The following is a 25,630-nucleotide window of genomic DNA, read 5'->3' as shown; positions in this document are numbered from 1 at the left end:
CCGGGGCCGCCGGGAGGGGCGTGCCGGGTGCATGGTTCCCTGGCCGTCATGAGCAGCATCGACGTGACCACGTGGTCCCTGGAACAGACCTCGTCCGACGACCACACCCCCGTCCCGCCCCCGCCGGGCGGCCACCTGCGGGTCGTACGGGCCGAGGTGCCTTCGCCGGAGTTCAGCCGGTTCCTGTACACCGCGGTCGGCGGCGACATCGGCTGGACGGACCGACTGCCCTGGTCGTACGAGCAGTGGCGGCAGGCGGTCGACCGGCCGGGGGCGGAGACGTGGGTGGCGTACGACAGGGGCACTCCCGCCGGGTACGCCGAACTCGATGCGCAGCCGGACGGTGCGGTCGAGATCGTCTACTTCGGGCTGATCCCCGCCTTCCGTGGGCGGCGGATCGGCGGCCACCTGCTCTCGTACGGGATCCAGCGCGCCTGGGACCTGGCCGAGCGCCACCCGGGGTGGGAGGCCACGAAGCGGGTGTGGCTGCACACCTGCTCCAAGGACGGCCCGCACGCCATGGACAACTACCTGAAGCGGGGCTTCCGGCTCTTCGACACCCAGGTGGAGTCCGAGGCGGAGGTCGCTCAGCCCGGCCCGTGGCCGGGTGCGTACGCCTGAACCAGCGGCGCCCCACAATGTCGGCCTTCGCCCGCAAACCCACCCTTGTGTGAACGCGTGACCGGCAGCACATCATCCCACTCTTCGGGACAGTCTTGTCCACATTGCGGACAACAGTGGACTGTCCGGAGACCCGCGTGCCACGCTTCCGTCATGTCTTCAGCTGGAGTTGCCTTGGTGAGTCGACGTCACGTCGACCTCGGCCGCATGTCCAGCGCCATCTGTCCGGCCTGCTGACAGTCCAGCACTGCCGCACTCCCCTTTCACCCGTCTCCCTCGCTCGGTCCTGGGCGTCACTGCGCATCCCCGCGCCTCTTTCGCGCGAGTGTGCAGGTCAGAGCCGCCCGCCCGCAGTCTTCCGTAGACATCCGCAGTCCCGAAGGACGTAACCGCCATGCCTGCCACCCCAGAGAAGCCCGCCGCGGGTGCTGCCGTCGCCGCTCGCCGCAAGGCCGGTCGCCACCGCGGCGAGGGCCAGTGGGCCGTAGGGCATCACACGCCCCTCAACGGAAACGAGCAGTTCAAGAAGGACGACGACGGTCTCAACGTGCGGACACGCATTGAGACGATCTACTCCAAGCGCGGTTTCGACTCCATCGACCCCAACGACCTGCGCGGCCGCATGCGCTGGTGGGGGCTCTACACCCAGCGCAAGCCCGGCATCGACGGCGGCAAGACGGCGATCCTGGAGCCGGAGGAGCTGGACGACGAGTACTTCATGCTGCGGGTGCGGATCGACGGCGGCCGGCTCACCACGGAGCAGCTGCGGGTGATCGGCGAGATCTCGCAGGAGTTCGCGCGCGGCACCGCCGACCTCACCGACCGGCAGAACGTGCAGTACCACTGGATCCGCATCGAGGACGTACCGGAGATCTGGCGGCGGCTGGAGGCCGTCGGCCTGTCGACGACCGAGGCGTGCGGCGACACCCCGCGCGTCATCCTCGGCTCCCCCGTGGCCGGTATCGCCGTCGACGAGATCATCGACGGGTCGTGGGCGATCGACGAGATCCAGCGCCGGTTCATCGGCAACCCGGACTTCTCCAACCTGCCGCGCAAGTTCAAGTCGGCGGTCTCCGGCTCCCCGCAGCTGGATGTCGCCCACGAGATCAACGACGTCTCCTTCGTCGGCGTCGTCCACCCCGAGTACGGACCCGGCTTCGACCTGTGGGTGGGCGGCGGACTGTCCACCAACCCCAAGCTGGGCGTACGGCTGGGCACCTGGGTCCCGCTGGAGGACGTGCCGGACGTGTACGGCGGTGTCATCGGCATCTTCCGCGACTACGGCTACCGGCGGCTGCGCAACCGCGCACGGCTGAAGTTCCTGGTCGCCGACTGGGGTCCGGAGAAGTTCCGCCAGGTGCTGGAGGACGAGTACCTCCAGCGCAAGCTGGCCGACGGCCCGGCCCCCGAGCAGCCTTCGGGGGTCTGGCGCGACCACCTCGGGGTGCACCGGCAGAAGGACGGGCGCTTCTACGTCGGCTTCGCGCCGCGGGTCGGCCGGGTCGACGGCTCGACGCTGACGAAGATCGCGGAACTGGCCGACGCGCACGGCTCGGGCCGGCTGCGGACCACCGCCGAGCAGAAGATGATCGTGCTCGACGTGGCCGAGGAGCAGGTCGATTCGTTGGTGTCGGGTCTTGAGGCACTGGACCTGAAGGTCACGCCGTCGCCGTTCCGGCGGGGCACGATGGCCTGCACCGGCATCGAGTTCTGCAAGCTGGCGATCGTCGAGACGAAGGCGCGCGGCGCCGCCCTGATCGACGAACTGGAGCGCCGCATCCCGGAGTTCGACGAGCCGATCACCATCAACATCAACGGCTGCCCGAACGCCTGCGCCCGCATCCAGGTCGCGGACATCGGCCTCAAGGGGCAGCTGGTGATGGACGCCGACGGCAACCAGGTCGAGGGCTTCCAGGTGCACCTGGGCGGCGCGCTCGGCCTGGAGGCCGGGTTCGGCCGCAAGGTCCGCGGCCTGAAGGTCACTTCGGCGGAGCTGCCGGACTACGTGGAGCGCGTGCTGACCCGTTTCCAGGAGCAGCGCGAGGACGGCGAACGCTTCGCCACCTGGGCGGCGCGCGCGGCGGACGGGGACCTGTCGTGAGCGAGCGCGCGGCCCCGTTCCACTGCCCGTACTGCGGCGACGAGGACCTGCGGCCCAACGAGACCGGGCACGGGGCGTGGGAGTGCGCGGCGTGCAACCGGGCGTTTCAGCTGAAGTTCCTGGGACTGCTGTCCCGGGGCGTCGCGACGGGCAAACCGAGCGAGGAGAAGGGGATATGACAGCCGTTCAGGAAGACCTGCGCACCTTGGCCGAGCAGGCGGGCCGCGACCTGGAGGACGCCTCCGCGCTCTCCGTCCTCACGTGGGCGGCCACCACCTTCGGCGGCCGGTTCTGCGTGACGTCGTCCATGGAGGACGCCGTCGTCGCCCACCTGGCGTCCCGCGCCTTCCCCGGGGTCGACGTCGTCTTCCTCGACACCGGCTACCACTTCCCCGAGACCATCGGCACCCGCGACGCCGTGGACGCGGTGATGGACGTCAACGTCATCACGCTCACCCCCCGGCAGACCGTCGCCGAGCAGGACGCCGAGCACGGCCCGAAGCTGTACGAGCGCAACCCCGACCTGTGCTGCGCGCTCCGCAAGGTCAAGCCCCTGGAGGACGGCCTGAGCGGGTACGACGCGTGGGCCACGGGCCTGCGCCGCGACGAGTCCGCCACCCGGGCGAACACCCCGGTCGTCGGCTGGGACGAGAAGCGTCGCAAGGTCAAGGTGTCGCCGATCGCCCGCTGGACGCAGGACGACGTGGACGCCTACGTCGCGGAGCACGGCGTCCTCACCAACCCCCTCCTCATGGACGGTTACGCGTCCGTGGGCTGCGCCCCGTGCACCCGCAGGGTCCTGGCGGGCGAGGACGCGCGCGCCGGACGCTGGGCCGGGCGCAACAAGACCGAGTGCGGGCTGCACGGATGACGAAGGACCAGGAGACCACTGTGACCGGAGCCACCGTCTGGCTCACCGGCCTGCCGAGCGCGGGCAAGACCACCCTCGCCCACGCCCTCGCGGAGAAGCTGCGCGCCGAGGGCCGCCGGGTGGAGGTGCTCGACGGCGACGAGATCCGCGAGTTCCTCTCCGCGGGACTGGGCTTCACCCGCGAGGACCGGCACACGAACGTCCAGCGGATCGGCTACGTCGCCGAACTGCTGGCCCGCAACGGCGTGCTGGCGCTCGCTCCGGTCATCGCCCCGTACGCCGACAGCCGCGAGGCGGTCCGCAAGCGGCACCAGAGCGAAGGCACCGCGTACCTGGAGGTGCACGTGGCGACCCCGGTCGAGGTGTGCTCCGTACGCGATGTGAAGGGGCTGTACGCCAAGCAGGCGGCGGGGGAGATCTCCGGGCTGACCGGGGTCGACGACCCGTACGAGGCACCGGCCGACCCGGATCTGCGTATCGAGTCCCACACGCAGTCCGTAGAGGAGTCCGCGGCGGCGCTGTACGCGCTGCTCACCGAGAGGGGTCTGGCATGACGACCGCCGCCACTGCCGCGGAGGGCCTGCACAGCCCTTTCGCGCTCAGCCACCTGGACTCGCTGGAGTCCGAGGCCGTACACATCTTCCGCGAGGTGGCGGGTGAGTTCGAGCGGCCGGTGATCCTCTTCTCCGGCGGCAAGGACTCGATCGTCATGCTGCACCTCGCGCTGAAGGCGTTCGCCCCCGCCCCCGTCCCCTTCACGCTCCTGCACGTGGACACCGGGCACAACTTCCCCGAGGTGCTGGAGTACCGGGACCGTGCCGTCGCCCGGCACGGGCTGCGGCTGCACGTGGCCTCCGTGCAGGACTACATCGACCGGGGCGTGCTGCGCGAGCGGCCCGACGGGACGCGCAACCCGCTGCAGACGCTGCCGCTGACGGAGAAGATCCAGGAGCTGCGGTTCGACGCGGTCTTCGGCGGCGGACGCCGCGACGAGGAGAAGGCGCGGGCCAAGGAGCGGGTGTTCAGCCTGCGGGACGAGTTCTCGCAGTGGGACCCGCGCCGTCAGCGCCCCGAGCTGTGGCAGCTCTACAACGGGCGGCACGCGCCCGGCGAGCACGTCCGCGTGTTCCCGCTGTCCAACTGGACCGAACTGGACGTGTGGCAGTACATCGCCCGCGAGAAGATCGAACTCCCCGGCATCTACTACGCGCACGAGCGTGAGGTGTTCGCCCGCAACGGCATGTGGCTCACCGCCGGCGAGTGGGGTGGCCCGAAGGAGTCGGAGACGGTCGAGAAGCGGCTGATCCGCTACCGCACGGTCGGCGACATGTCCTGCACGGGCGCCGTCGACTCGGACGCGACGACGCTGGAGGCGGTCATCGCCGAGATCGCCGCGTCCCGGCTCACCGAGCGGGGAGCGACGAGGGCCGACGACAAGATGTCCGAGGCCGCGATGGAAGACCGCAAGCGCGAGGGGTACTTCTAACCATGACCACCGTGAACACCGCTGCCGCGGTCGACCAGTTGAGCACCACCACCCTCCTTCGCTTCGCGACCGCCGGGTCCGTCGACGACGGCAAGTCCACCCTGGTGGGGCGGCTGCTGCACGACTCGAAGTCGGTGCTGACCGACCAGCTGGAGGCCGTCGAGCACGCCTCCCGCAACCGGGGGCAGTCGACGCCGGACCTGGCGCTGCTGACGGACGGCCTGCGCGCCGAACGCGAGCAGGGCATCACCATCGACGTGGCCTACCGCTACTTCGCCACGCCCCGACGGCGCTTCATCCTGGCCGACACCCCCGGCCACGTGCAGTACACGCGGAACATGGTGACCGGCGCGTCCACCGCCGAGCTGGCCGTGGTCCTGGTCGACGCCCGCAACGGTGTCGTCGAGCAGACCCGCCGGCACGCCGCGGTGGCCGCCCTGCTGCGGGTGCCGCACGTGGTGCTGGCCGTCAACAAGATGGACCTGGTCGACTACGCGGAGCCCGTCTTCGCGGACATCGCCCGCGAGTTCACCGCCTACGCCAGCGAGTTGGGCGTACCGGAGATCACCGCGATCCCGATCTCCGCGCTCGCCGGGGACAACGTGGTGGAGCCGTCCGCGCACATGGACTGGTACGGCGGGCCGACCGTCCTGGAGCACCTGGAGACGGTGCCGGTCGCGCACGACCTCACCGCCTGCCACGCCCGCTTTCCCGTCCAGTACGTGATCCGGCCGCAGTCCGCCGAGCACCCGGACTACCGGGGGTACGCGGGCCAGATCGCGGCCGGCGCGTTCCGGGTCGGTGAGCGGGTCGCCGTCCTGCCGTCCGGCCGTACCAGCACCATCGCCGGGATCGACGCGCTCGGCGAGGCCGTCGACATCGCCTGGGCGCCGCAGTCGGTGACGCTGCGCCTGACCGACGACATCGACGTCTCGCGCGGCGACCTGATCGCCCCGGTGGGGGACGCGCCGACGCCCACCCAGGACGTGGAGGCGACCGTCTGCCACGTCGCCGACCAGCCGCTGTCGGTGGGTCAGCGGGTGCTGATCAAGCACACCACCCGCACCGTCAAGGCGATCGTCAAGGACATCCCGTCCCGGCTCACCCTGGACGACCTGTCCCAGCACCCGGCCCCCGGTCAGCTCGTCGCCAACGAGATCGGGCGGGTCGTCGTACGGACGGCTGAGCCGCTCGCCCTGGACGCGTACGCGGACTCGCGGCGCACGGGTTCCTTCCTGCTGATCGATCCGGCGGACGGCACGACGCTCTCCGCGGGCATGGCGGGCGAATCGTTCGCCACCCACGCCGCCGTCAACTCCGTCGCGGACGAAGAGGGCTGGGACTTCTGATGGCGGTCACCGACGCGTACGCGTCCTTCGCGAAGGAGGGCGGCCGGATCGGCAGCGGCACCCTCGGCAGCGGTCAGGGCGGGGTCGGGCGATGTGTGCGATGACGTACGCCTCCCCCAACCCCTTCCGCACGCACGAGCGAAGACCCGAGGACCCACCACCATGCCTGCCTCCCGCTCCACCCTGCGCCGGTCCCTGACCGCCGTCGCCGCGACGTCCCTGCTGGTCGGCGCGCTCGGCGCCTGCGGCTACGGCTCCCAGGCCAAGGCCCAGGACAAGACCGTTCCCGTCGCCCGGGGAGAGAAGGTCGGCGGCCTCGACGAGGTGAAGATCGGCTACTTCGCCAACGTCACGCACGCGACCGCTCTGGTGGGCCTCCAGGAGGGCGTTTTCCAGAAGGAGTTGGGCGGCACCAGGGTCAAGGCGCAGGTCTTCAACGCGGGCCCGTCCGAGATCGAGGCGCTGAACGCCAGGGCCATCGACATCGGCTGGATCGGTCCCTCCCCCGCCGTCAACGGCTTCAGCAGGTCCAAGGGCCAGAACCTGCGCATCATCGGCGGTTCCGCGTCCGGCGGCGTCTCCCTGGTCGTCCACGCCGACAGGATCAAGTCGCTGGACGATCTCAAGGGCAAGCGCCTGGCCACCCCGCAGCTGGGGAACACCCAGGACGTGGCGCTCCTGAACTATCTCTCGGGGAAGGGCCACAGGGTCGAGGCGAGCACCGGCAAGGGGGACGTGACGGTACTCCGCCAGGACAACAAGGAGATCCCTCTCTCCTTCAAGTCCGGTGCCATCGACGGCGCCTGGGTGCCGGAGCCGACCGCTTCGAAGCTGGTGGCGGACGGTGGCACGGTCCTCCTCGACGAGAAAAAACTGTGGAAGGACGAGAAGTTCGTCATCACGAACATCATCGTCCGCCAGGAATTCCTCGACCAGCACCCCGATGTCGTCGAAGCGGTACTGCGCGGCTCGGTGAAGACCAATGCGTGGATCAAGGCCAACCCCGACAAGGCCAAGGCGAGCGTCAACGCCAAGCTGAAGGCGGACTCCGGCAAGGAACTGCCCGCGCAGGTGCTCGACCGGGCGTTCAGGAACGTCGAGGTCATCGACGACCCGCTCGCCTCCACCCTGCGCGAACAGGCGCTGCACGCACAGAAGGCCGGTCTCCTCAAGGACCCGTTGCTGGACGGCATCTACGACCTCCGCCCGCTGAAAAAGGTCCTCGGGACGGCGGGCGGCCCGACCGTCGAGGACGCCGGACTGGGCGTCAAGTAGTCCTGCCCGTACGCCCGTTCACCCCACAGGAGGCGCGAGACATGACCACCGCACTCGCCAAGCAGGAGACGGCGGCCGCCGCACCGGTCGCACCGCAGGCGTCGTCGCCGTACGCGGCACGCATCGACCACGTCTCGAAGTCGTTCGGCCGGCCGGGTCCGGGCCAGCAGCTCGTCCTGGACGACGTCAGCATCGACGTCGCACCGGGCGAGTTCGTCACCCTCCTCGGGGCGTCCGGCTGCGGCAAGTCGACGCTGCTCAACCTGGTCGCCGGGCTCGACGAGCCGTCGGCCGGTGCCATCGACGTGCCCGGCGGGCGGCCGGCCCTGATGTTCCAGGAGCACGCGCTGTTCCCCTGGCTGACCGCGGGGAAGAACATCGAGCTGGCGCTGAAGCTGCGCGGCGTCGCGAAGGCAGACCGCCGCCCGGAAGCGGAACGGCTGCTGGAACTCGTACGGCTGAAGGGCGCGTACGGCAAGCGGGTGCACGAGCTCTCGGGCGGTATGCGTCAGCGCGTCGCCCTGGCCCGCGCCCTCGCTCAGGACAGCCAACTCCTGTTGATGGACGAGCCGTTCGCGGCCCTGGACGCCATCACCCGCGACGTCCTGCACGAGGAGCTGACCCGCATCTGGTCCCAGACCTCGGTCTCCGTCCTGTTCGTCACGCACAACGTGCGCGAGGCGGTACGGCTGGCGCAGCGCGTCGTCCTGCTGTCCTCGCGCCCCGGGCGGATCGCCCGCGAGTGGCAGATCGGGCTGCCGCAGCCGCGTCGCATCGAGGACGCGGCGGTGGCCGAACTGTCCGTAGAGATCACTGAACAGCTGCGTGGGGAGATCCGCCGACATGGCCAGCACTGACACGACCCGGGCCACCGGAGACACGGAACCCACCGGTCCCGGCGGAGGCACGGAAGCCGCCGACGGCACGGGCACCGCCACCGTGGCGGCGGGCACCGTGTCCACTGCCACGAGGAAGGCCGGCGCGGACGGCCCCGCCGAAAGCCTCGCCGGGCTCGAAGCGGGTCTCGACGCCCTGGACTCGGCGCCCGCCCGTGAACGCGTCGGACTCGGCCGGATCCTTCTCGCCAAGGTGGTTCCGCCGCTCGTCGCCATCGCCCTCGTCGTCACCGTGTGGCAGCTCGCCGCGGCCTCCGACCTCAAGCCGGACTACGTCCTGCCGGGTCCGCTCGACGTGGCGGACTCCGTGCGTACGATGTGGCTCGAAGGCACCCTCCTCGACTACATCTGGACGAGCATCTCGCGCGGCGCCCTGGGCTTCGTGGTCTCCGTCGCGATCGGCACCCCGCTGGGGCTGCTGGTGGCCCGCGTGAAGGTGGTGCGGGCGGCGATCGGGCCGATCCTTTCCGGCCTCCAGTCGCTGCCCTCCGTCGCTTGGGTCCCGGCCGCGATCATCTGGTTCGGCCTGACCGACGCGACGATCTACGCGGTGGTGCTCCTCGGCGCTGTCCCCTCCATCGCCAACGGCCTGGTGTCCGGCGTGGACCAGATCCCGCCGCTGCACCTGCGGGCCGGACGCACTCTCGGCGCCCGCGGCTTCAACAGCGTGCGCCACGTCCTGCTCCCCGCCGCACTCCCCGGCTACCTCGCCGGGCTCAAGCAGGGCTGGGCGTTCTCGTGGCGCTCCCTGATGGCCGCCGAGCTGATCGCCAGCTCCCCCGACCTGGGCACCGGGCTCGGCCAGCTGATGGAGAACTTCCGCGTCAACAGCGACATGTCGGGAGTGCTGGCCACCATCATCCTCATCCTGATCGTCGGCATCGGCATCGACCTGCTGTTCTTCTCCCCCCTGGAACGCCGCGTGCTGCGCAGCCGCGGCCTCCTCGTCAGGAGCTGACCCCGTGCACCCCTCCCCCTCCCCCTCCTCCGTCCTCCTGGTCATCGCCCACGGCAGCCGCGACCCGCGCCACGCGGCGACGGTGCAGGCGCTGACGGCCCGGGTCCGGGCGCTACGGCCGGGGCTGCGGGTGGAGGCGAGCTTCCTGGACTTCAACGCGCCGTCCGTCGAGAGCGAACTGGACCGGCTGGCGGCTCAAGGAGAGCGCGAGGTCGTCGCCCTGCCCCTCCTCCTCACCCGGGCCTTCCACGCCAAGGCCGACATCCCCGCCGTACTGGATGCCGCCTCGGTGCGGCTGCCGGGGCTGCGCATCCGGCGGGCGAAAGTCCTCGGCCCGTCCCCGCTGCTGCTCGCCGCGGTGCAGCGGCGGCTGGAAGAGGCCCTGCACGACGCCGGGCTGCGGCCCCGCGACAAGAGCTCGACCGGGGTCGTCCTGGCCTCGGCGGGCTCCACGGACCCGGAGGCGATCGCAGTGATCGCTGAAATCGCGCGGGAGCTGCGGAACACCGGCTGGTGCTCCGTGCGACCTGCGTTCGCCTCCGCGGCACTGCCCCGTACCGAGGACGCGGTACGGGCCCTGCGCACGGAGCCGGGGGTGAAGAGGGTGGCGGTCGCTCCGTATGTCCTGGCCCCCGGTTTCCTGCCGGACAGGATCGCCCGGGGGGCCGCCGAGGCGGATCTGCTGGCCCAAGTGCTGGGCGACTGCGCGGAACTGGCGCACCTGGTAGTACGGCGGTACGAGGCGGCGGCACGTCCGCGGCGGGCTGTGCCCGGCCCGGTCCCCGCCCGAACCGTCGCGGGAGCCGTGGCTTCGCCGCCCGCTTCCGCTGCGACAGCGGCTCGGCGGAGTCACCGTGCGGCGCCGACTCCTGCGGCCCGGCGACGGGGCGGGCTGATCGTTCTGCCGTCGGGGCGGGCGGGCTGAGGACGGGACAGCACCGCCGCGCAGCCGGCACCGTCCGCGCCGCCGCCGAGCGCCCGGTACGTGCGGCTGCCGCAGGAAGTCCGGCCCGCGTCTCAGGGGGCCGCTTCGGCGGCCACCAGCCGAGCCACCTCCTCCACCGGCATCGACCCGGCCGCCCGCCGTTCCCGGGCGAACGCGTTGGCCAGTCGCCGCAGGACGTCGTTCACCGGGGCCGGTACCCCGTGCACCCTGCCGAGCAGGGCGATCTCCCCGTTCAGATGGTCGGCCTCGATGCTGCCGGTGCCGCGCGCCAGGCTCTGCCAGGAGGACCCGCCGCCCGCTTCCTGTCCGTCCAGCGCGACCTGGGTGATCCGGCCCTCCCTCGCCTCGGCCTGTTCGGTGTCGCTCGCCCATGCGAGGCCCGCCGCGGTGAGGACCGCCCGGCCCTCCGCCACCGCACGCTGCACGAGGTCGCGGCCCGCCGCCGAGCCGAGGGCCGCCGTGCCGGAGACCGCGTTCAGCGCATTGGCCAGGTTGCTCAGCAGCTTGGCGTACTTCCAGCGCATGACCTCGGGCACGACCGGTGCCAGGAAGCAGGACCGCTCCAGGTCGGCGGCGATCGCCCGGACCGTGTCGTCCACGCCCCGTGGATAGCGCCCGAGGTGCAGGACTCCGCTCACCGGGGCGCCGCCCGCCGACACCGCACCGGCCTCCACGAAGGTGGCCGGAAGGTAGACGCACATCGCGTACACGGTGCGGAAGCGGCGCAGCGCGAGGCGTTCGTTCTCGACGCCGTTCTGCGCGCAGACCAGGGGCAGCACCTCCCCTGCGGTGCCGCCGCCCGCGACCGGCCGCCCGCTCCACGCGTCGAGGGCGGCGATGCTGTCCTGCGTCTTGACGGCGAGCACCAGAACGTCGTCCGTGCGCAGCTCGACCTCCTCCGGGCCCTGGGCGCACGGGAGCCGCAGGGTACGGGTGCCTTCGGGCGTGGTGAGACGGAGTCCCGTCGCGCGCAGGGCCGTCAGGTGCGCGCCCCGTGCCACGAGGACGACCTCGTGCCCGGACTCCGCCAGCCTGCCGCCGACGGCTGCGCCGATCGCTCCGGCGCCGATGATGACGTACCGCACGAGGATCTCCCCACCGTTGGCGTGTGCTGTCGTCGCCGATCATGCCCCGACCTTTGCGGGCACAGGATGTCGGGTGCGGCAGGGTGGTCCTTTCCTAACGTGGCAGGCACAACAAGGAGGGAGGTCCGGGGTGCTGGACCGGCTGAACCTGGCCATGGAGCACATCGAGGTCCGGCTCGCCGGCGAGCGGGAGGTCGAGATCGCCGAGCTGGCGCGGATCGCGATGACGTCGGAGTACCACTTCCGGCGGATGTTCTCGTCACTGGCCGGGATGCCGCTGTCGGAGTACGTGCGGCGCAGACGGCTCACCGTCGCGGGCGCCGAGGTGCTCGACGGCCGGCGGACCCTGCTGGAGATCGCCGTGCGGTACGGGTACGGGTCGGGCGAAGCGTTCGCGCGGGCGTTCCGTGCGATGCACGGCGTCGGTCCGGGCGAGGCCCGGCGAACCGGCGCGGCACTGCGCTCCCAGCCCCGGATGTCCTTCCGTCTCGTCGTGGAAGGGAACAGCAGCATGGAGTACCGAGTAGTGGAGAAGGACGCTTTCCGTGTGGTGGGGAGGCGGGCGCGGGTGCCCCTCGTGCACGAGGGGATGAACCCGGCGATCGGCGAGTTCATCCGTGGCCTGGACAAGGAGGAGCTGGCACGGATCGCGGAGCTTTCCGACCAGCGTCCCGAGGGGATCGTCGGAGTCAGCGACGACCTCGCGGACAGCCGGGCGGAGGGCACCGGGCTGGACTACTACCACGGGGTGGTGACCGGGGCGGCGGACGTCCCGGAGGGGCTGGACGCGTTGCAGGTGGCGGCGGGGACATGGGCGGTGTTCACCAGTTCCGGACGGTTCCCGCAGGCGTTGCAGTTCCTGTGGCGGGACGTGTTCACGGAGTGGTTCCCGTCGAATCCGTACCGGAGCAGGCCGGGCCCGGAGATCCTGCGGACCCGGCTGAACACGGACGCCACCGAGGCGGAGGCGGAACTGTGGATTCCGGTGGAGCGCACCGCCGTGTGACGGGAGCGGCGTTTCACTGCGTGAGTTCGACCAGTTTCACCACCGTGTTCCAGTTGCGGGTGGTGACGGTGAGGTCCTTGTGCAGTGCGGGGCGGGACAGGGCCTCACCGAGCTGGGAGCGGCCGAGGCCGTCGGGGGCGTAGAGGTACAGCACCCGGTCTCCGAGGCGGAATTCCTCGGGGAGGTACGACGCCTGGTCGAGTGCGGCGTATCGCGCGGGGTCGAGCGGGTCCGAGGAGAAGGTGGCGTGCAGTTGCTTTCCTTCCAGTTCCGCGGCGGGGAAGGGGCACGCCTGGGCGACGGTGCGGAGATAAGCGTGGTCCCTGACCACGCAGTCGACGGGGAAACCGAAGTGTTTCTCCATCGCGTCCCGGAGGTCTTGGGCGAGAGCTTCCTCGGCGGCGGCCGATGTCGTACGGAAGACAGCGTTGCCACTGTTGAGGTGGGTACGTACGCCGGTGTGGCCCAATTCGCCCAGCAGAGCGCGCAGTTCCGCCATCGGAACCTTACGGTGGCCGCTCACGTTGATACCGCGCAGGAGGGCCGCGTACGTCTTCGTCGTCATGTTCCGACGATAGACGCCGCCACTGACAACGCCTCCACGTGATCCGCGGCGGCGCCCGCCAACACCGGCTGCCGTGCCCCGTGGGGGAAGGGCACGGCGGCCGGTGCGGGAGGGCCGGTGACTACTCGACGACCTTGAGGAGCTTGTTCGGGGTGCCCGTGGACGGGTTGCTGATCTTGCCTGCGGTGGCTCCGCCGGTCAGGGCCTCGGCGACCTGGGCCGGGGTGGCGTCCTGGTGGCCGGCCAGGTGGACCGCGGCCGCGCCGGCGACGTGGGGGGTCGCCATCGAGGTGCCGGAGATGGTCTTCGTGGCCTCGTCGCTGCCGATCCAGGGGGCGGTGATGTCCGAGCCGGGGGCGTACAGGTCCACGAGCGAACCGAAGTTGGAGAAGCCTGACTGGGCGTCCGTGTTCGTGGAGGAGGCGACCGTGAGGGCCTCCGGGACGCGGGCCGGGGAGTGGTTCTTGGCGTCGTCGGCGTCGTTTCCGGCGGCGACCGCGAAGGTGATGCCGGACGCGATGGCCTTCTCGACCGCTGCGTCGAGGACAGGGTCGACGCCGCCGCCGAGGCTCATGTTGGCGACCGAGGGACCCTTGTGGTTCTTGGTGACCCAGTCGATGCCCGCGACGACCTGCTCGGTGGTGCCGGAACCCTGGTTGTCGAGGACGCGGACGGCGACGATCTTCGCCTTCTTGGCGACGCCGTGGGCGGTGCCGGCGATGGTTCCGGCGACGTGGGTGCCGTGCCCGTTGCCGTCGTCCGCGTTGTCGTCGTTGTCGATGGCGTCGAAGCCGGAGACGGCGCGGCCGCCGAAGTCCTTGTGGGTGACCCGGACACCGGTGTCGATGACGTAGGCGGTGACACCCTCGCCCGCGTGGTCGGGGTACGCGTACTTCTTGTCGCCCGCGGTGTCGGCCTGGTCGACGCGGTCCAGGCCCCAGGACGGCGGGTTGTCCTGGACGGCGTCCGCGTGGAACGTCTTGTTCTGGACGACCTTGGACACGGCGGGGTCCGCGGCGAGGCGCTTGGCCTCGGTCTCGGTGAGTCCGTTGGCGGAGAAGCCGTTGACGGCCGCGGTGTAGTCGCGCTTCAGCTCGCCGCCGTAGGACTTGGCGAGAGCCTTCTTGTCGGCCTTCGCGTCGAGCACCACGAGGTAGCTGCCCGCCACCGCGCCTTCCGCGTTCGCACCGATAACGACCCCTTCCGCGGGGGCCGCACCCGCCGTCGGGGCGGTGAGGGCGGACATGCCCGCCACGGCGGCGACGGTGGATATCGCCGCGATCAGCTTCTTCTTGTTCATGGCCATGAAGAGGGTTCTCCTCGCCATTCTTTTGTGGGGGGAATGTGGGGGTGGCCCCCAAGGAACGGAAGTCCTCCGGGGGTTGGCACGAAACACTGGCCGATTGACGGCCAGAGATCAAGACCTCCAAACGGCTGTAATCCATTGAACAAAAATCTGTAATGGAAAATATGGACAGGGCGCCCCGAGTCGGACATGGATCCAGCTGCACACCAACCGGGCTTATGCAGGAGTCAGTTGAGCGCTTTACAAAAAACCCGGACCTTGCGGATATCGCGAGGTCCGGGCTCCTTCAATTCTTCTCGTCATCTCCTCAATTGGGGAGTTCCGCCTCGATGAGGTCGGCGGCCCGCAAGGTTCCGCCCTCCGCGGCCATGCCGACTGCGATCTCCCGCAGCCTGCGCGCCACCTCCGGGTCGGAGACGAGGGACTCGCCTGTGCTGCGCAGCACTTCGGCGGTGGCGTCCGCCGTGTCGACGCGCCGGGCCACACCGAGCCCCTGGAGCATGTCCGCGTTGCCGAACTGATCGACGGCCTGCGGGACGGCGATCATCGGGGTGGCCGTGGCCAGACCCTCCTGACTGCCACCGGCGCCCGCGTGCGTGACGAAGAGGTCGGCCTGCCTGAGGACGCTCAACTGCGGCACCCAGCGCGTCACTTCCACGTTGGCCGGGATCCGGCCGAGCTCGGACTCCTCGACGAACCTGCCGATCTGGAGCACCAGGTGCCAGTCCGGCAGGTCACCGAACGCCTTGACGCACTCGCGGTAGAAGGCGGGCTGCTTGGTGAAGGAGGAGCCGAGCGAGACGAGGACGACCTTCCCGGCGCCGGCCGGGCGGTGCCACTCCCCCTGTTCCGAACGCTCTCCCTGGCAGGCCCCCACGAAGGTGTGGACGGACTCGTCGACGCGGTCGGCGTTCGGCTGGAGCGCCTTGGGGATGAGCACCAGGGAGCGGGTCGGTGCGATGAACTGGAAGAAGTCCTCGGCGGGCATGTCGTTGTCCCGCAGCCAGCCGCGGAAGCGGTCCATGTACGCCTGGCCCCGCTCGGTCTTCAGGAGATCGGCGTACATCGGCTTCGCGACCTCCTCCTCGTACCCCTCCCAGGCGACCAGGTTCGGCGACAGGGAGATGGCGGGCACACCCCAGCGGTGCGCCAGGACGGGGGCCGGATAGGCGGTGATGTCGTGGAGGACGAGGTCGGGTGCGTCGCCCTCGAAGGCCTTGATCAGTTGCGGCAGCGCCTGGATGCCGTTGTGCAGAAAGGGTTCGAGGTTGTCGATGAGTTCGGTGCCCCAGACCTCCGGGTCGGCACCCTCGTCCGGCAGCGTCGAGGTGTAGATCACCGGCTCCGCACCGGTCGCGGCCACCTTGTCGGCGTAGGGGGCGGGGATCGCGTAACTCACCCGGTGCCCCCGGGCGACGAGCTCCCGGATCACTTCGAGGCTGGGGTTGACGTGCCCGGGGAAGGCGATGGAGAACATGGCGATGTGCGCGGGGGCGCGGGACGTGGCGGTTCGGGACGTGGCAGCGCGAGGGGTGGCGTTCATGCCCGCAGCCTAGGCAAGACGAGACGTCTCGTGCAAGTGAATTCGGCGCCGTCGCCCGCTCAGCGCTGGTAGCGGGCCAGCACCAAGTTGCCGTCCTCCTCCAGGCGTTGACGCAGTTCCGCCTCGCCGATCGCGCCGCTGTAGTACTCCTGGTACGCGGGCGTGGCCACCTTGTCCTTCCACTCGGGGTAGCCGCGTACCGCCTGCGCGGGCGCCGGGCGCAGATGGGCCGCGAGGGCGGTGCCGGTGGCCCAGCCGTCCTTCGCGGTGCGCAGCGAGGGGTCCTTGAGGGCCTCGGTGCCGGTCGGCAGCATCCAGTCGCCCTTGGCGAGGCGGACGATGTTCCGCGGCTGGAGGAAGAAGTCGATGAACTCCACCGCCTCCTTCTTGTACGGGCTGTCCTCGGCCACCGACAGCGTCTGCGGGCTCACCCCCTGAGCCGGGCCGTCCTTGCCCGCGGGGGCGGGAAGCACCGTCCACTCGAAGCCCTTCGGGGCCTGCTCGTTGATCTGCTGCCGGTAGGAGAACCCGAGAGGGACCATCGCGTACTTGCCGCCGAAGAACCCGGGAAGGGTGTCGGAGCCACCCATGCCGAGGGTGGCGGAGGACGCGGAGCCGTCGGTGTTGACCTGATTGTGGACGGTGCCGGGGACGACCGCGTCGTCCTCGGTGAAGCGGATGCGGAACTTCCCGTCGTCGTCCTTGCGGAACAGTTCGCCGCCCGCGGACAGGCCGAGGTTCAGGGTGGCGGAGACCGGCTCCTTCAGGGGCCAGGCCACGCCGTACCTGTTCGCCCCCATGTCCTCGGTGAGCTTCTTGGCGACCTGGCGGAACTCCTCCCAGCTCCAGGGCGCGCCGGGGGTGGGGATGCGGACGCCCGAGGCCTTGAGCAGCCTCGCGTTGGCGATCAGGACGCGCGGTTCCTGGAGGAAGGGAACGCCGTAAATCCTGTTGCCGAAGGTGGCGGTGGACCAGCTCCGTTGCGGAATGTCGGCACGGAGGCGGGCCGGGAGGAGGTCCGTGAGGTCGGCGAGGTCGCCTCCGTAGGAGAAGTCGGCGAGGTCGTCGGAGGCGTCGTGGATGATGTCGGGTGCCTCGCCGCCCTCGAAGGACGTGAGGAGCTGGTCGTGGACGTTGTCCCAGCTGCCCTGGACGTACTCGATGCGGACCTTGGGGTGGGCCTCGTTCCACTCCGCGACGAGCCTCTTGTTGATGTCGACGGACTCCTTCTGCCAGGCGAGCGACTGGAAGCGGAGGGTGATCACACCGTGCTCGTCGGGGCCTCGCTCGGCGGCCGAGCAGCCGGTGAGCAGGAGGGCCGTCGCGGCGAGGGCCGCGGGAAGCCTGCGTACCCGCATCAGCTCTTCACCGCCCCGGCCAGCATGCCGCCGGTGATCCGCTTCTGGATGATCGCGAAGATCACCAGCGAGGGCAGGGTGGCGAGGAACGCGGCGGCGGCCAGCGGACCGAGGTCGGCGACGCCCTCCGCCCCGATGAAGTGGGTGAGGATGACGGGCAACGTCTGCTTCTCCGGTGACTTGAGCAGGACGAGCGCGAAGAAGAACTCGTTCCATGCGGTGATGAACGCGAACAGCGCGGTGGCGACCAGCCCGGGTGCGAGCAGCGGTGCGGTGACCGAGACGAGCGTACGGAGTCTGCTCGCGCCGTCGACCGCCGCCGCCTCCTCCAGCTCGGGCGGCACGGCCCGTACGTACCCGACCAGCATCCACAGCGCGAAGGGCAGCGACCAGACCACGTACACCATGATCAGACCGGGGAGGGAGTTGATCAGGTGGAGGTTCTTCAGGATCAGGAAGAGCGGGATGATCACCAGGACGAACGGGAACGCCTGGCTGACCACCACCCAGCCGGTCGCCGCGGTGGTCAGCCTGCTGCGGTGGCGGGCCATCACGAAGGCCATCGGGGTGGCGACGGCCACGGCGATCAGGGCTGCGGAGCAGGCGGCGATCAGGCTGTTCCCGGCCGCTTGCAGGAGGGGCTGTTCGTCGAAGGCCTGCCGGAAGTTGTCCAGGCCGGGGTCCTTGGGAATCCAGGTGGGATGCAGGTCCCCCAGTTCGCGCGGCGCCTTGAAGGCGGTCGAGACCAGCCAGAGGAACGGGAACGCGAGGAAGACCAGGTACGCGAGGAGCGCGAGGTACTGGCCCGCGCGGGCGGGCCTGCTGGTGCCCATGGGGCTACGTCTGCGACTTCTGGGCCGTTCAGGGGCACCGGGCCGGCTGCGGGTCCCGCCGGGGCTTCGGAAGCTCACTCGTCCGCGCCTCCCTTGAGTCGGCCCGCCAGGAACACGGCGAGAAGTACGGAGATGACCGCCACCATGACGCATCCCATGGCCGCCGCGTAGCCGAACTGGCCGTACCGGAAGGCCTGCTCGTAGGCGAAGAGCATCGGCAGGCGGGTCCGGCCGCCCGGCCCGCCGCTGGTCAGGACGTAGACGAGGGCGAAGGAGTTGAAGTTCCAGATGAGGTTGAGCGCGGTGATGGAGAGCGCGATCGGCTTCAGGGCCGGCCAGGTGACGGCACGGAACCTGCGCCATGCCCCCGCGCCGTCGAGCGCCGCGGCCTCGTGGAGTTCGTGCGGGGTGTTCTGCAGTCCCGCCAGGAGGGCGACGGTGGTCTGCGGCATGCCCGCCCAGATGCCGACGAGGATCACCGCGGGCAGGGCGGTGGCGAGGCCGGTGAGCCAGTCGCGGCCCTCGCCGAAGCCGAGGGTGCGGAGCGTCTCGTTGAGGATGCCCGCGTCGGGGTTGTAGACGAGCCGCCACATGATGCCGACGACGACCTCGGGCATCGCCCACGGGACGATCGCCAGGGCGCGCGCCAGCCAGCGGAACCGGAGGTTCTGGTTGAGCAGCAGCGCCAAACCCATGGCCAGCAGGAACTGGGGGATCGTGACGCCGACGGCCCAGAGCAGGCCGATGCGGAAGGAGTCCCAGAAGAGGGTGTCGTGCAGCAGGTCCGAGAAGTTGAGGGTGCCGATCCACTGGGTGGGCGCGGTGCGGCCCGACTGCGAGTCGGTGAAGGCGAGGGCGATGCCGTAGAGCAGCGGGCCGACGCTGAGGACCAGGATCGGAATCAGCGCCGGCAGGACCAGGAACCAGGTGCCGAAATCGGTTGCCCCGCCGGTTGTCGCGCTGCCCCGGCGGGACGGCCCCCGTCTCCCGGTGTCACCCTTTTTGGTGGCCGAATTCACGTATGGGGCTCCTTCGGGCGGTTCATGCCGGTCTGGCCGTCCCGGTGGCTGCCGTCATCGTGCTGACGGGCCGTCGGTTCGTCAAGCCAGCCTGCGCGGTCAACCTGCACGGATGCGAGACTTTGACGGATTCACCACCCGTTCCCAGGCCTCGGGCATTCAATCTCTGGGATCTACCCGTTCGGGAGAGCACGACGATGGACGAGACGCGCGCACGCGAGGTGCTGGAGGCGACCGGGCTCGGCGCCGGGGCGAGGCTGCTGTCCCTGGGCGAGAACGCGGTGTTCGCGGTGGACGCGCCGGACGGGTCCTTCGTCGCCAAGGTGGGCCGCTCCTCCCCCGACCTCGCGGCCCGTGCCGAACGCGAACTCGCCGTCGGAGAGTGGCTGGCCGACGCGGGCGTACCGGCTGTACGCCCCGCGGCGGCGGAACCGTGGCTGGTGGACGGTCACCCGGTGACGCTCTGGCACCGGCTGCCCGACGCGGTGCGGCCGTCGGAGCCGCGTGACGTGGCCGGACTGCTGAACCTGGTGCACGCACTGCCCGCTCCGCCGTTCGTCCTGCCGCCGCGCGATCTGCTCGCGGGGGTGGAGCGCTGGCTACGGCTGGCGGGGGACGCCATCGACTCCGAGGACGCGGTCTACCTGCGTGGCCGCCGGGACGGTTTCGCCACCGCTGCCGCCGCTCTGGTCCCGCACCTGCCCCCGGGGCCGATCCACGGGGACGCGCTGCCCCGCAATGTCCTGGTCGGTCCGCAGGGCCCGGTCCTGGTCGACCTGGAGACCTTCTCCCACGACTTCCGTGAGCACGACCTGGTCGTCATGGCGCTGTCCCGGGACCGCTACGGGCTGCCCGCCGAGGCGTACGACGCGTTCGTCGGCACGTACGGCTGGGACGTCCGCGAGTGGGACGGCTGCACGGTGCTGCGCGGCGCCCGGGAGACCGCGAGCTGCGCCTGGGTGGCCCAGCACGCGCCGACCAACCCGAAGGCCCTCGCCGAGTTCCGGCGGCGGGTGGCCTCGCTGCGGGAGAACGACCCGAAGGTGCGCTGGTACCCGTTCTGACCCGCTGCCCCGGCCGCGCTCCGTTCAGCCTGCCGTCCTGCTGGGCGTGCCGACCGCCGGGGTGCTGTGCTCCTGGGCGGCCTGCGCCGGGGGGTTGGCCGCCGGGCTCGGGGCGCGCACCGGCCAGGCCGGGTCGACGACCGCGTCCGCGGTGCCCTTCTCGCGGAGGAACTCCTGGAAGCCGGTGGCCCAGTCGGCGTACCACCGCACCTGCTCCTGGTGGAGTTCGGCCAGGCCCAGGGCGGCGACCGTCGGGTGCCGCTCGGCTATCGCGATGGCCACCCGCACCGCGGCGAGCGCGTCGGCGGACGCCTCGTGCGCGCCGTCCAGCACCACTCCGTACTCCACACAGACCGCTTCGAGGGTGCGCTTGCCGCGCCGGTAGCGGTCCACGGCCCGGTCGATGGTGAGCGGGTCGACGACGGGGCCGATGCCCGCGTCGCCCGTCGCCCGTGCCATCCGGTCTCCGAGTGCGGGCAGTCCGTGCCTGGCGAGTTCGGCGGAGAGCAGGGTCAGGTCGAAGGCCGCGTTGTACGCGACGACCGGGATCCCCCGCGCCCAGCCGTCCACCAGGAGTTGTGCGACCTCGTCCGCGACCTCGGACGCCGGCCGCCCCTCGGACGCGGCGCGTTCGGTGCTGATGCCGTGTATGGCGGAGGCCTGCGCGGGGATCCGCACCCCCGGGTCGGCGAGCCACAGCCGCTGCCCGGTCACCGCCCCGCCCCGTACCTCGACGACCGCGGCCGTCACGATGCGCGAATCCAGCGGCTCCGTGCCCGTCGTCTCCAGGTCGAAGCCGATCAGCGATTCCCCGTGCCATCCCATCCCTGGGCCTCCTTGCGTGTGCTCCCCCATCGGAAAGCAACCCTCGCACGCACCACTGACAACGGGCTCGAAGACCGCTCACACGGGGCGCACGGTTGCCTGCCGTGGCCCGGTCAGGACACCGGCCGGGAGTCCGTCCACACCGCTTCGAACTCCTCGCGGTACGTCTCGAAGAGACCGTGCTCGGTTTCCTGTCCGTGCCGCACCACCCCGTCGCGCCCGCCCCGCCCGCCGCCGCGCAGGACCAGGACCGGGGCCTCCATGCCGCGCGCCCTGCGCAAGTACGACTGGACGACGGCGAGTCCGCCGGACCCGTCGCCGTCGACGAGGTACGCGGTGAAGCGGGGCGTCTCGTCGAAGACCTGGATCTGGAAGGCGCCCGGGTCACGGAGACTGGCCCGCACCCGCCGCATGTGAAGAATGTTCATCTCCACGGACCGGCTCAACTCGCCCTTTCTGAGGCCGAGCTCGCGTTCACGTCGCTTGACGGAGCTGCTCGCCGGGTTGAGGAAGAGCAGCCGCACCCGGCAGCCGGCCTCGGCGAGCCGCACGAGGCGGCGGCCGGAGAAGTTCTGCACGAGGAGGTTCAGGCCTATCCCGATCGCGTCGAGGCGGCGCGCTCCGCCGAACAGGTCTTCGGCGGGCAGCTGCCGTTGCAGCCGCACCCGGTCGGGGTGGACGGAGACGACGTCCGCGTAGCGGTCGCCCACCAGGTTCTCGACGGCGTCCACCGGCAGCCGGTCGGCGGCGGGAGCGCCCGAGCCCGCGCCGAGGATCTCCAGGAGCCGGGCGGAGGCGCGTTCCGCCTGGGCGAGGACCGTCACGGACAGGGCCCGGTTGCGGGAGACCACGTTGCGGGTGACCTCCAGCTCGTCGAGGGCCAGCTCGACGTCCCGCCGGTCCTCGTAGTACGGCTCGAAGCACGGCCAGTGCTGCACCATGAGCTCGCGCAGCTGCGGCAGCGTCAGGAAACTGAGCACGTTGTCGTCGGCGGGGTCCAGCAGGTACCCCTTGCGGCGGCTGACCTCGCGGACGGCGACGGCGCGCTGCACCCATTCCTGCCCGGCGGGTCCGGCGGCGGCCACCACCCACTCCTCGCCGTGCACCGGTTCGTACACGGGGCGCAGCACGGCCGCGACGACGGCGCGCATCCTCTGTTCGACCAGGTTGAGCCAGATGTAGGCGCGGCCGGCCCGCTGGGCGCGCGTGCGCACCTCGCTCCAGGCCTCCGTGCCCCAGTCCAGCTCCGCGCCGATCTCCCGGGGCCGCGCGAGGGAGACGGCACCGGGCGGGACGTCGCCCTGTCCCCCCTCGTGCTCCGTCTCCCCTGGGGGCAGCTCCAGCCCTCCCGAGCTCACCCGCGCACCGCCTTCTGCTGCTTCTTCCGGTCCGCTCCCGCGGCCACGTCAACGATCAAGGAAGGGTACTCCGCATGGGGCAGCGGGTGCAGCCGATCCCTGAGACGATACGGAGGCGGGCGAATTATGTTCACAACACCTGGGCGACGGAACCGCATTGAGGGACGATTCGGGGGAAGATCTGACGCTACGGCGTCCACCAGCGGGAGCACCGCAGAGCGGGAAGAGTCGAACGCATGCAGATCTGGCCGGGAGAGGCTTATCCCCTGGGCGCCACGTACGACGGCGCCGGCACCAACTTCGCGGTCTTCTCGGAGGCCGCAGAACGCGTCGAACTGTGCCTCCTGCACGACGACGGCTCCGAGACGGCGGTGGAGCTGCGGGAAGTCGACGCGTTCGTACGGCACGCCTACCTGCCCGGCATCATGCCCGGGCAGCGCTACGGTTACCGCGTCCACGGTCCGTACAACCCGTCGCGGGGCCTGCGCTGCAACTCCGCGAAGCTGTTGCTCGACCCGTACGCGAGGGCGATCAGCGGTGAGATCGAGTGGGGCGAGTCGGTGTACGGCTACCGCTTCGGGAAGCCGGACTCGCGCAACGACCAGGACTCGGCGCCGCACACGATGGCGTCGGTGGTGGTCAATCCGTACTTCGACTGGGGGGACGACCGGCCCCCGCGCACCGAGTACCACCAGACGATCCTCTACGAGGCGCATGTCAAGGGCCTCACCATGCTGCATCCGGACCTCCCGGACGAGCTGCGCGGCTCGTACGCGGCCCTGGCGCATCCGGCGATCATCGGCCATTTGGTGGAACTGGGTGTCACCGCGCTGGAGCTGATGCCGGTGCACCAGTTCGTGAACGACCACCGTCTCGTCGACGCGGGCATGAGCAACTACTGGGGTTACAACACGATCGGATTCTTCGCCCCGCACAACAGCTACGCGTCGTGGGGCGACCGCGGCGAGCAGGTCCTGGAGTTCAAGACGGCGGTCAAGGCCCTGCACGAGGCGGGCATCGAGGTCATCCTCGACGTGGTCTACAACCACACGGCGGAGGGCAACCACCTGGGGCCGACCCTGTCGTTCCGGGGGCTGGACAACCAGTCGTACTACCGCCTCGCCGACCACCCGAAGTACTACATGGACACCACGGGCACCGGCAACTCGCTGCTGATGCGTTCCCCGCACGTGCTCCAGCTCATCATGGACTCGCTGCGCTACTGGGTGACGGAGATGCGGGTCGACGGGTTCCGCTTCGACCTCGCGGCAACGCTGGCCCGGCAGTTCCACGAGGTGGACCGGCTGTCGTCGTTCTTCGACCTGGTCCAGCAGGACCCGGTGGTCAGCCAGGTGAAACTGATCGCGGAGCCCTGGGACGTGGGCGAGGGCGGCTACCAGGTGGGCAATTTCCCGCCGCTGTGGACGGAGTGGAACGGAAAGTACCGGGACACCGTGCGGGACATGTGGCGCGGCGAGCCGCAGACCATCGCGGAGTTCGCGGGCCGTCTGACGGGGTCCTCGGACCTGTACCAGGACGACGGCCGACGGCCGCTCGCCTCGATCAACTTCACCACCTGCCACGACGGCTTCACGCTGCACGACCTGGTGTCGTACAACGAGAAGCACAACGACGCGAACGGCGAGGGCAACCGGGACGGCGAGAGCCACAACCGGTCGTGGAACTGCGGCGCGGAGGGCCCGACCGACGATCCGGACGTGCTGGCGCTGCGCGAGCGGCAGATGCGCAACTTCATCGCGACGCTGATGCTGTCGCAGGGCGTGCCGATGCTCAGCCACGGCGACGAGTTCGCCCGCACCCAGAAGGGCAACAACAACGCCTACTGCCAGGACAACGAGCTGGCCTGGGTGCCCTGGCCGGGCGGCCCCGATGCCGACGGGGACGGGGACGGGGACGGCACTCTGCTGCAGTTCACGCGCGCCATGGTGGCGCTGCGGCGCGAGCACCCGGTGTTCCGGCGGCGGCGCTTCTTCCACGGGCGGCCGGTGCGGGGCACGCACGACGAGCTGACCGACATCGCGTGGTTCACACCGGACGGTGAGGCGATGACCCAGGAGGACTGGGAGGCGGCGCACGCGAAGGCGCTGACGGTGTTCCTGAACGGCGAGGCGATCTCGGAGCCGGGGACGCGCGGCGAGCGCATCACCGACGACTCGTTCCTGCTGATGTTCAACGCGAGCGCCGAGACGCTGGACTTCATGGTTCCGGCGGACCACGGGCGGCAGTGGCAGGTCGTGGTGGACACCGCGCGCGAGGACGGCGTGCCGCCGGGGACGGGCGCCAAGCACGGCGCCGGCGAATACATCACGCTGATCGGCCGGAGCCTGACGGTTCTTCAGCGTCCCGCTTGACGGCGGGCGCCGCGCTCTCCTGCGGCGGTACGTCCCGGCGCGGGCCGGGATCCTACCGTCCAGGAGAGCGCGGCGCACAGCAGTGCCGCGCCGACGGCCACCGCGAAGGCGGCGGGCGGGCCGCTCGTCGCGGCGAGGCGGCCCGAGACGGCGAGCGCGGGGGCCTGTCCGGCGACGGTGCCGCTCATCAGGAAGGCCATGGATGCGGCCAGTCGGGTGGCGGGGAGGACGCGTTCGGTGCGGCCGAGGATCGTGATCATGTGCGGGGCGAGCGCGATGCCGACGACGAACACGACGGCGTACAGCTGCCACGGGCTGCCCGCGAACAGGAGCGGCACCGAGAGGACCACCAGGGCGGCGGTGGCGATCCGCCAGCGCGTGTGCAGGCCGATACGGGCGGGGACGGCGGCCGTCGAGAGTCCGGCGACGGCACTCCTCACTCCCATGGCGGCATGGGCGAGTCCGGCCTGTTCCGGGTGGCCGAGGTCGTCGGTGAGGGCCGTGATGCCCGCCCTTGGCAGGCACCGAACGTGGCTCCCTGGAGGGCCGTCGCCGTGCGCAGGCGTAGACGGTACCGCGCGGTCTCGTACGTTCGACGGAGACGGAGCGCACGGCCGGGCGTAGCAGGGACGCCGTCGGATGCAGGGCGAACCAGGTACCGCGGACGGCGAGGAGGCCGGCGGCGACGAGGAGGGCCGCGGCGGCGTGTCGGCGCGGGCGACCGCGGTCAGGACGAGAGCAGTGACGCAGACGGCGTTGAGGAGGGTCGCGCAGGGCACCACGAGGCGCTGTC

At 70.7% G+C, this 25,630-nt stretch carries 24 protein-coding genes and 1 pseudogene; 15 read left to right on the top strand and 10 right to left on the bottom strand.

Annotated features, from left to right (window positions below; genetic code table 11):
• Positions 1 to 48 precede the first annotated feature (48 nt).
• From HNQ79_RS04500 to HNQ79_RS04450, 12 genes and pseudogenes are all read left to right on the top strand, one after another.
• The gene (locus HNQ79_RS04500) at positions 49 to 621 is read left to right on the top strand and encodes a GNAT family N-acetyltransferase (protein ID WP_185027113.1); all 573 of its coding nucleotides are present in this window, start codon (positions 49 to 51) and stop codon (positions 619 to 621) included.
• A 153-nt stretch (positions 622 to 774) separates the two neighbouring features.
• Positions 775 to 858 (top strand): putative leader peptide, encoded by an 84-nt coding sequence (locus HNQ79_RS34740; protein WP_373312475.1) that lies wholly within the window; start codon positions 775 to 777, stop codon positions 856 to 858.
• A gap of 157 nt (positions 859 to 1,015) precedes the next feature.
• Positions 1,016 to 2,722, top strand: a complete 1,707-nt coding sequence (locus HNQ79_RS04495) for a nitrite/sulfite reductase (RefSeq protein WP_185027111.1) — start codon at positions 1,016 to 1,018, stop codon at positions 2,720 to 2,722.
• The gene (locus tag HNQ79_RS04490; RefSeq protein ID WP_185027109.1) at positions 2,719 to 2,901 is read left to right on the top strand and encodes a hypothetical protein; all 183 of its coding nucleotides are present in this window, start codon (positions 2,719 to 2,721) and stop codon (positions 2,899 to 2,901) included. The genes HNQ79_RS04495 and HNQ79_RS04490 overlap by 4 nt, the downstream gene beginning before the upstream one ends.
• Positions 2,898 to 3,593: a phosphoadenylyl-sulfate reductase gene (locus HNQ79_RS04485; protein ID WP_185027107.1), complete on the top strand. Its 696-nt coding sequence runs from the start codon at positions 2,898 to 2,900 to the stop codon at positions 3,591 to 3,593. The genes HNQ79_RS04490 and HNQ79_RS04485 overlap by 4 nt, the downstream gene beginning before the upstream one ends.
• A complete protein-coding gene (gene cysC / locus HNQ79_RS04480; RefSeq protein ID WP_185027105.1) occupies positions 3,590 to 4,147 on the top strand; it encodes an adenylyl-sulfate kinase in 558 nt (185 codons plus the stop codon). Before HNQ79_RS04485 ends, cysC begins: the two co-directional genes overlap by 4 nt.
• Positions 4,144 to 5,079, top strand: a complete 936-nt coding sequence (gene cysD, locus HNQ79_RS04475; RefSeq protein WP_185027103.1) for a sulfate adenylyltransferase subunit CysD — start codon at positions 4,144 to 4,146, stop codon at positions 5,077 to 5,079. The genes cysC and cysD overlap by 4 nt, the downstream gene beginning before the upstream one ends.
• 2 nt (positions 5,080 to 5,081) lie before the next feature.
• The gene (locus HNQ79_RS04470) at positions 5,082 to 6,428 is read left to right on the top strand and encodes a sulfate adenylyltransferase subunit 1 (protein WP_185027101.1); all 1,347 of its coding nucleotides are present in this window, start codon (positions 5,082 to 5,084) and stop codon (positions 6,426 to 6,428) included.
• Between the two features lie 162 nt (positions 6,429 to 6,590).
• The gene (locus tag HNQ79_RS04465; RefSeq protein ID WP_185027099.1) at positions 6,591 to 7,703 is read left to right on the top strand and encodes an aliphatic sulfonate ABC transporter substrate-binding protein; all 1,113 of its coding nucleotides are present in this window, start codon (positions 6,591 to 6,593) and stop codon (positions 7,701 to 7,703) included.
• Positions 7,704 to 7,744: 41 nt separating this feature from the next.
• Positions 7,745 to 8,560, top strand: coding sequence for an ABC transporter ATP-binding protein (locus HNQ79_RS04460; RefSeq protein WP_185027097.1), 816 nt, complete (start codon positions 7,745 to 7,747; stop codon positions 8,558 to 8,560).
• Positions 8,547 to 9,557 carry an ABC transporter permease gene (locus tag HNQ79_RS04455; protein WP_185027095.1) on the top strand — a complete coding sequence of 337 codons (1,011 nt, stop codon included), beginning with the start codon at positions 8,547 to 8,549 and terminating at the stop codon, positions 9,555 to 9,557. The genes HNQ79_RS04460 and HNQ79_RS04455 overlap by 14 nt, the downstream gene beginning before the upstream one ends.
• A 4-nt stretch (positions 9,558 to 9,561) precedes the next feature.
• Positions 9,562 to 10,311, top strand: a pseudogene (locus tag HNQ79_RS04450) (sirohydrochlorin chelatase); the annotation flags it as partial.
• 263 nt (positions 10,312 to 10,574) lie between these two features.
• Here the strand turns inward: HNQ79_RS04450 and HNQ79_RS04445 are convergent.
• A complete protein-coding gene (locus HNQ79_RS04445; protein ID WP_185027093.1) occupies positions 10,575 to 11,588 on the bottom strand; it encodes a ketopantoate reductase family protein in 1,014 nt (337 codons plus the stop codon).
• A 130-nt stretch (positions 11,589 to 11,718) separates the two neighbouring features.
• On the opposite strand from HNQ79_RS04445, the gene HNQ79_RS04440 reads away from it, so the two are divergent.
• A complete protein-coding gene (locus HNQ79_RS04440; RefSeq protein ID WP_185027091.1) occupies positions 11,719 to 12,594 on the top strand; it encodes an AraC family transcriptional regulator in 876 nt (291 codons plus the stop codon).
• A 13-nt stretch (positions 12,595 to 12,607) separates the two neighbouring features.
• Here the strand turns inward: HNQ79_RS04440 and HNQ79_RS04435 are convergent, their stop codons facing one another.
• The 6 genes from HNQ79_RS04435 to HNQ79_RS04410 form a co-directional block, all read right to left on the bottom strand.
• Positions 12,608 to 13,159: a DUF1697 domain-containing protein gene (locus HNQ79_RS04435; protein WP_185027089.1), complete on the bottom strand. Its 552-nt coding sequence runs from the start codon at positions 13,157 to 13,159 to the stop codon at positions 12,608 to 12,610.
• A 121-nt stretch (positions 13,160 to 13,280) separates the two neighbouring features.
• Positions 13,281 to 14,465 carry a S8 family peptidase gene (locus tag HNQ79_RS04430; RefSeq protein ID WP_185027086.1) on the bottom strand — a complete coding sequence of 395 codons (1,185 nt, stop codon included), beginning with the start codon at positions 14,463 to 14,465 and terminating at the stop codon, positions 13,281 to 13,283.
• A gap of 307 nt (positions 14,466 to 14,772) precedes the next feature.
• On the bottom strand, positions 14,773 to 16,008 hold the full coding sequence (mgt, locus tag HNQ79_RS04425; protein WP_185027084.1) for a macrolide-inactivating glycosyltransferase: 1,236 nt from the start codon (positions 16,006 to 16,008) through the stop codon (positions 14,773 to 14,775).
• A gap of 59 nt (positions 16,009 to 16,067) precedes the next feature.
• Positions 16,068 to 17,366 (bottom strand): ABC transporter substrate-binding protein, encoded by a 1,299-nt coding sequence (locus tag HNQ79_RS04420; protein ID WP_185027082.1) that lies wholly within the window; start codon positions 17,364 to 17,366, stop codon positions 16,068 to 16,070.
• Positions 17,366 to 18,199, bottom strand: a complete 834-nt coding sequence (locus HNQ79_RS04415) for a carbohydrate ABC transporter permease (protein ID WP_185027080.1) — start codon at positions 18,197 to 18,199, stop codon at positions 17,366 to 17,368. The genes HNQ79_RS04420 and HNQ79_RS04415 overlap by 1 nt, the downstream gene beginning before the upstream one ends.
• Positions 18,200 to 18,273: 74 nt before the next feature.
• A complete protein-coding gene (locus tag HNQ79_RS04410; protein WP_185027078.1) occupies positions 18,274 to 19,218 on the bottom strand; it encodes a carbohydrate ABC transporter permease in 945 nt (314 codons plus the stop codon).
• A gap of 197 nt (positions 19,219 to 19,415) precedes the next feature.
• On the opposite strand from HNQ79_RS04410, the gene HNQ79_RS04405 reads away from it, so the two are divergent.
• A complete protein-coding gene (locus HNQ79_RS04405) occupies positions 19,416 to 20,282 on the top strand; it encodes a phosphotransferase enzyme family protein (protein WP_185027076.1) in 867 nt (288 codons plus the stop codon).
• A gap of 24 nt (positions 20,283 to 20,306) precedes the next feature.
• Here HNQ79_RS04405 and HNQ79_RS04400 read toward each other — a convergent pair whose 3' ends face one another.
• Together HNQ79_RS04400 and HNQ79_RS04395 are read right to left on the bottom strand one after the other, a co-directional pair.
• Entirely contained in the window at positions 20,307 to 21,107 is an 801-nt protein-coding gene (locus HNQ79_RS04400) for a 3'-5' exonuclease (RefSeq protein WP_185027074.1), read from the bottom strand.
• A gap of 113 nt (positions 21,108 to 21,220) precedes the next feature.
• Entirely contained in the window at positions 21,221 to 22,465 is a 1,245-nt protein-coding gene (locus tag HNQ79_RS04395) for a DUF5919 domain-containing protein (RefSeq protein ID WP_185027072.1), read from the bottom strand.
• 236 nt (positions 22,466 to 22,701) lie between these two features.
• Here HNQ79_RS04395 and glgX point away from each other — a divergent pair, with 236 nt between their 5' ends.
• Positions 22,702 to 24,837: a glycogen debranching protein GlgX gene (gene glgX, locus HNQ79_RS04390; RefSeq protein ID WP_185027070.1), complete on the top strand. Its 2,136-nt coding sequence runs from the start codon at positions 22,702 to 22,704 to the stop codon at positions 24,835 to 24,837.
• Here glgX and HNQ79_RS04385 read toward each other — a convergent pair.
• Positions 24,822 to 25,283: a hypothetical protein gene (locus HNQ79_RS04385; RefSeq protein ID WP_185027066.1), complete on the bottom strand. Its 462-nt coding sequence runs from the start codon at positions 25,281 to 25,283 to the stop codon at positions 24,822 to 24,824. The genes glgX and HNQ79_RS04385 overlap by 16 nt on opposite strands.
• Positions 25,284 to 25,630 lie beyond the last annotated feature (347 nt).

Source organism: Streptomyces candidus, assembly GCF_014207445.1.
Taxonomy (GTDB): Bacteria; Actinomycetota; Actinomycetes; order Streptomycetales; family Streptomycetaceae; genus Streptomyces; species Streptomyces candidus.
This window is presented reverse-complemented; position numbering and strand designations above follow the sequence as displayed.

Coding starts and splice junctions, on each gene's coding strand:
- HNQ79_RS04500 (WP_185027113.1), top strand. CDS start 49: ATGAGCAGCATCGACGTGACCACGTGGTCCCTGGAACAGACCTCGTCC.
- HNQ79_RS34740 (WP_373312475.1), top strand. CDS start 775: ATGTCTTCAGCTGGAGTTGCCTTGGTGAGTCGACGTCACGTCGACCTC.
- HNQ79_RS04495 (WP_185027111.1), top strand. CDS start 1,016: ATGCCTGCCACCCCAGAGAAGCCCGCCGCGGGTGCTGCCGTCGCCGCT.
- HNQ79_RS04485 (WP_185027107.1), top strand. CDS start 2,898: ATGACAGCCGTTCAGGAAGACCTGCGCACCTTGGCCGAGCAGGCGGGC.
- cysC (WP_185027105.1), top strand. CDS start 3,590: ATGACGAAGGACCAGGAGACCACTGTGACCGGAGCCACCGTCTGGCTC.
- cysD (WP_185027103.1), top strand. CDS start 4,144: ATGACGACCGCCGCCACTGCCGCGGAGGGCCTGCACAGCCCTTTCGCG.
- HNQ79_RS04470 (WP_185027101.1), top strand. CDS start 5,082: ATGACCACCGTGAACACCGCTGCCGCGGTCGACCAGTTGAGCACCACC.
- HNQ79_RS04465 (WP_185027099.1), top strand. CDS start 6,591: ATGCCTGCCTCCCGCTCCACCCTGCGCCGGTCCCTGACCGCCGTCGCC.
- HNQ79_RS04460 (WP_185027097.1), top strand. CDS start 7,745: ATGACCACCGCACTCGCCAAGCAGGAGACGGCGGCCGCCGCACCGGTC.
- HNQ79_RS04455 (WP_185027095.1), top strand. CDS start 8,547: ATGGCCAGCACTGACACGACCCGGGCCACCGGAGACACGGAACCCACC.
- HNQ79_RS04435 (WP_185027089.1), bottom strand. CDS start 13,159: ATGACGACGAAGACGTACGCGGCCCTCCTGCGCGGTATCAACGTGAGC.
- HNQ79_RS04430 (WP_185027086.1), bottom strand. CDS start 14,465: ATGGCCATGAACAAGAAGAAGCTGATCGCGGCGATATCCACCGTCGCC.
- mgt (WP_185027084.1), bottom strand. CDS start 16,008: ATGAACGCCACCCCTCGCGCTGCCACGTCCCGAACCGCCACGTCCCGC.
- HNQ79_RS04420 (WP_185027082.1), bottom strand. CDS start 17,366: ATGCGGGTACGCAGGCTTCCCGCGGCCCTCGCCGCGACGGCCCTCCTG.
- HNQ79_RS04415 (WP_185027080.1), bottom strand. CDS start 18,199: ATGGGCACCAGCAGGCCCGCCCGCGCGGGCCAGTACCTCGCGCTCCTC.
- HNQ79_RS04405 (WP_185027076.1), top strand. CDS start 19,416: ATGGACGAGACGCGCGCACGCGAGGTGCTGGAGGCGACCGGGCTCGGC.
- HNQ79_RS04400 (WP_185027074.1), bottom strand. CDS start 21,107: ATGGGATGGCACGGGGAATCGCTGATCGGCTTCGACCTGGAGACGACG.
- glgX (WP_185027070.1), top strand. CDS start 22,702: ATGCAGATCTGGCCGGGAGAGGCTTATCCCCTGGGCGCCACGTACGAC.
- HNQ79_RS04385 (WP_185027066.1), bottom strand. CDS start 25,283: ATGGGAGTGAGGAGTGCCGTCGCCGGACTCTCGACGGCCGCCGTCCCC.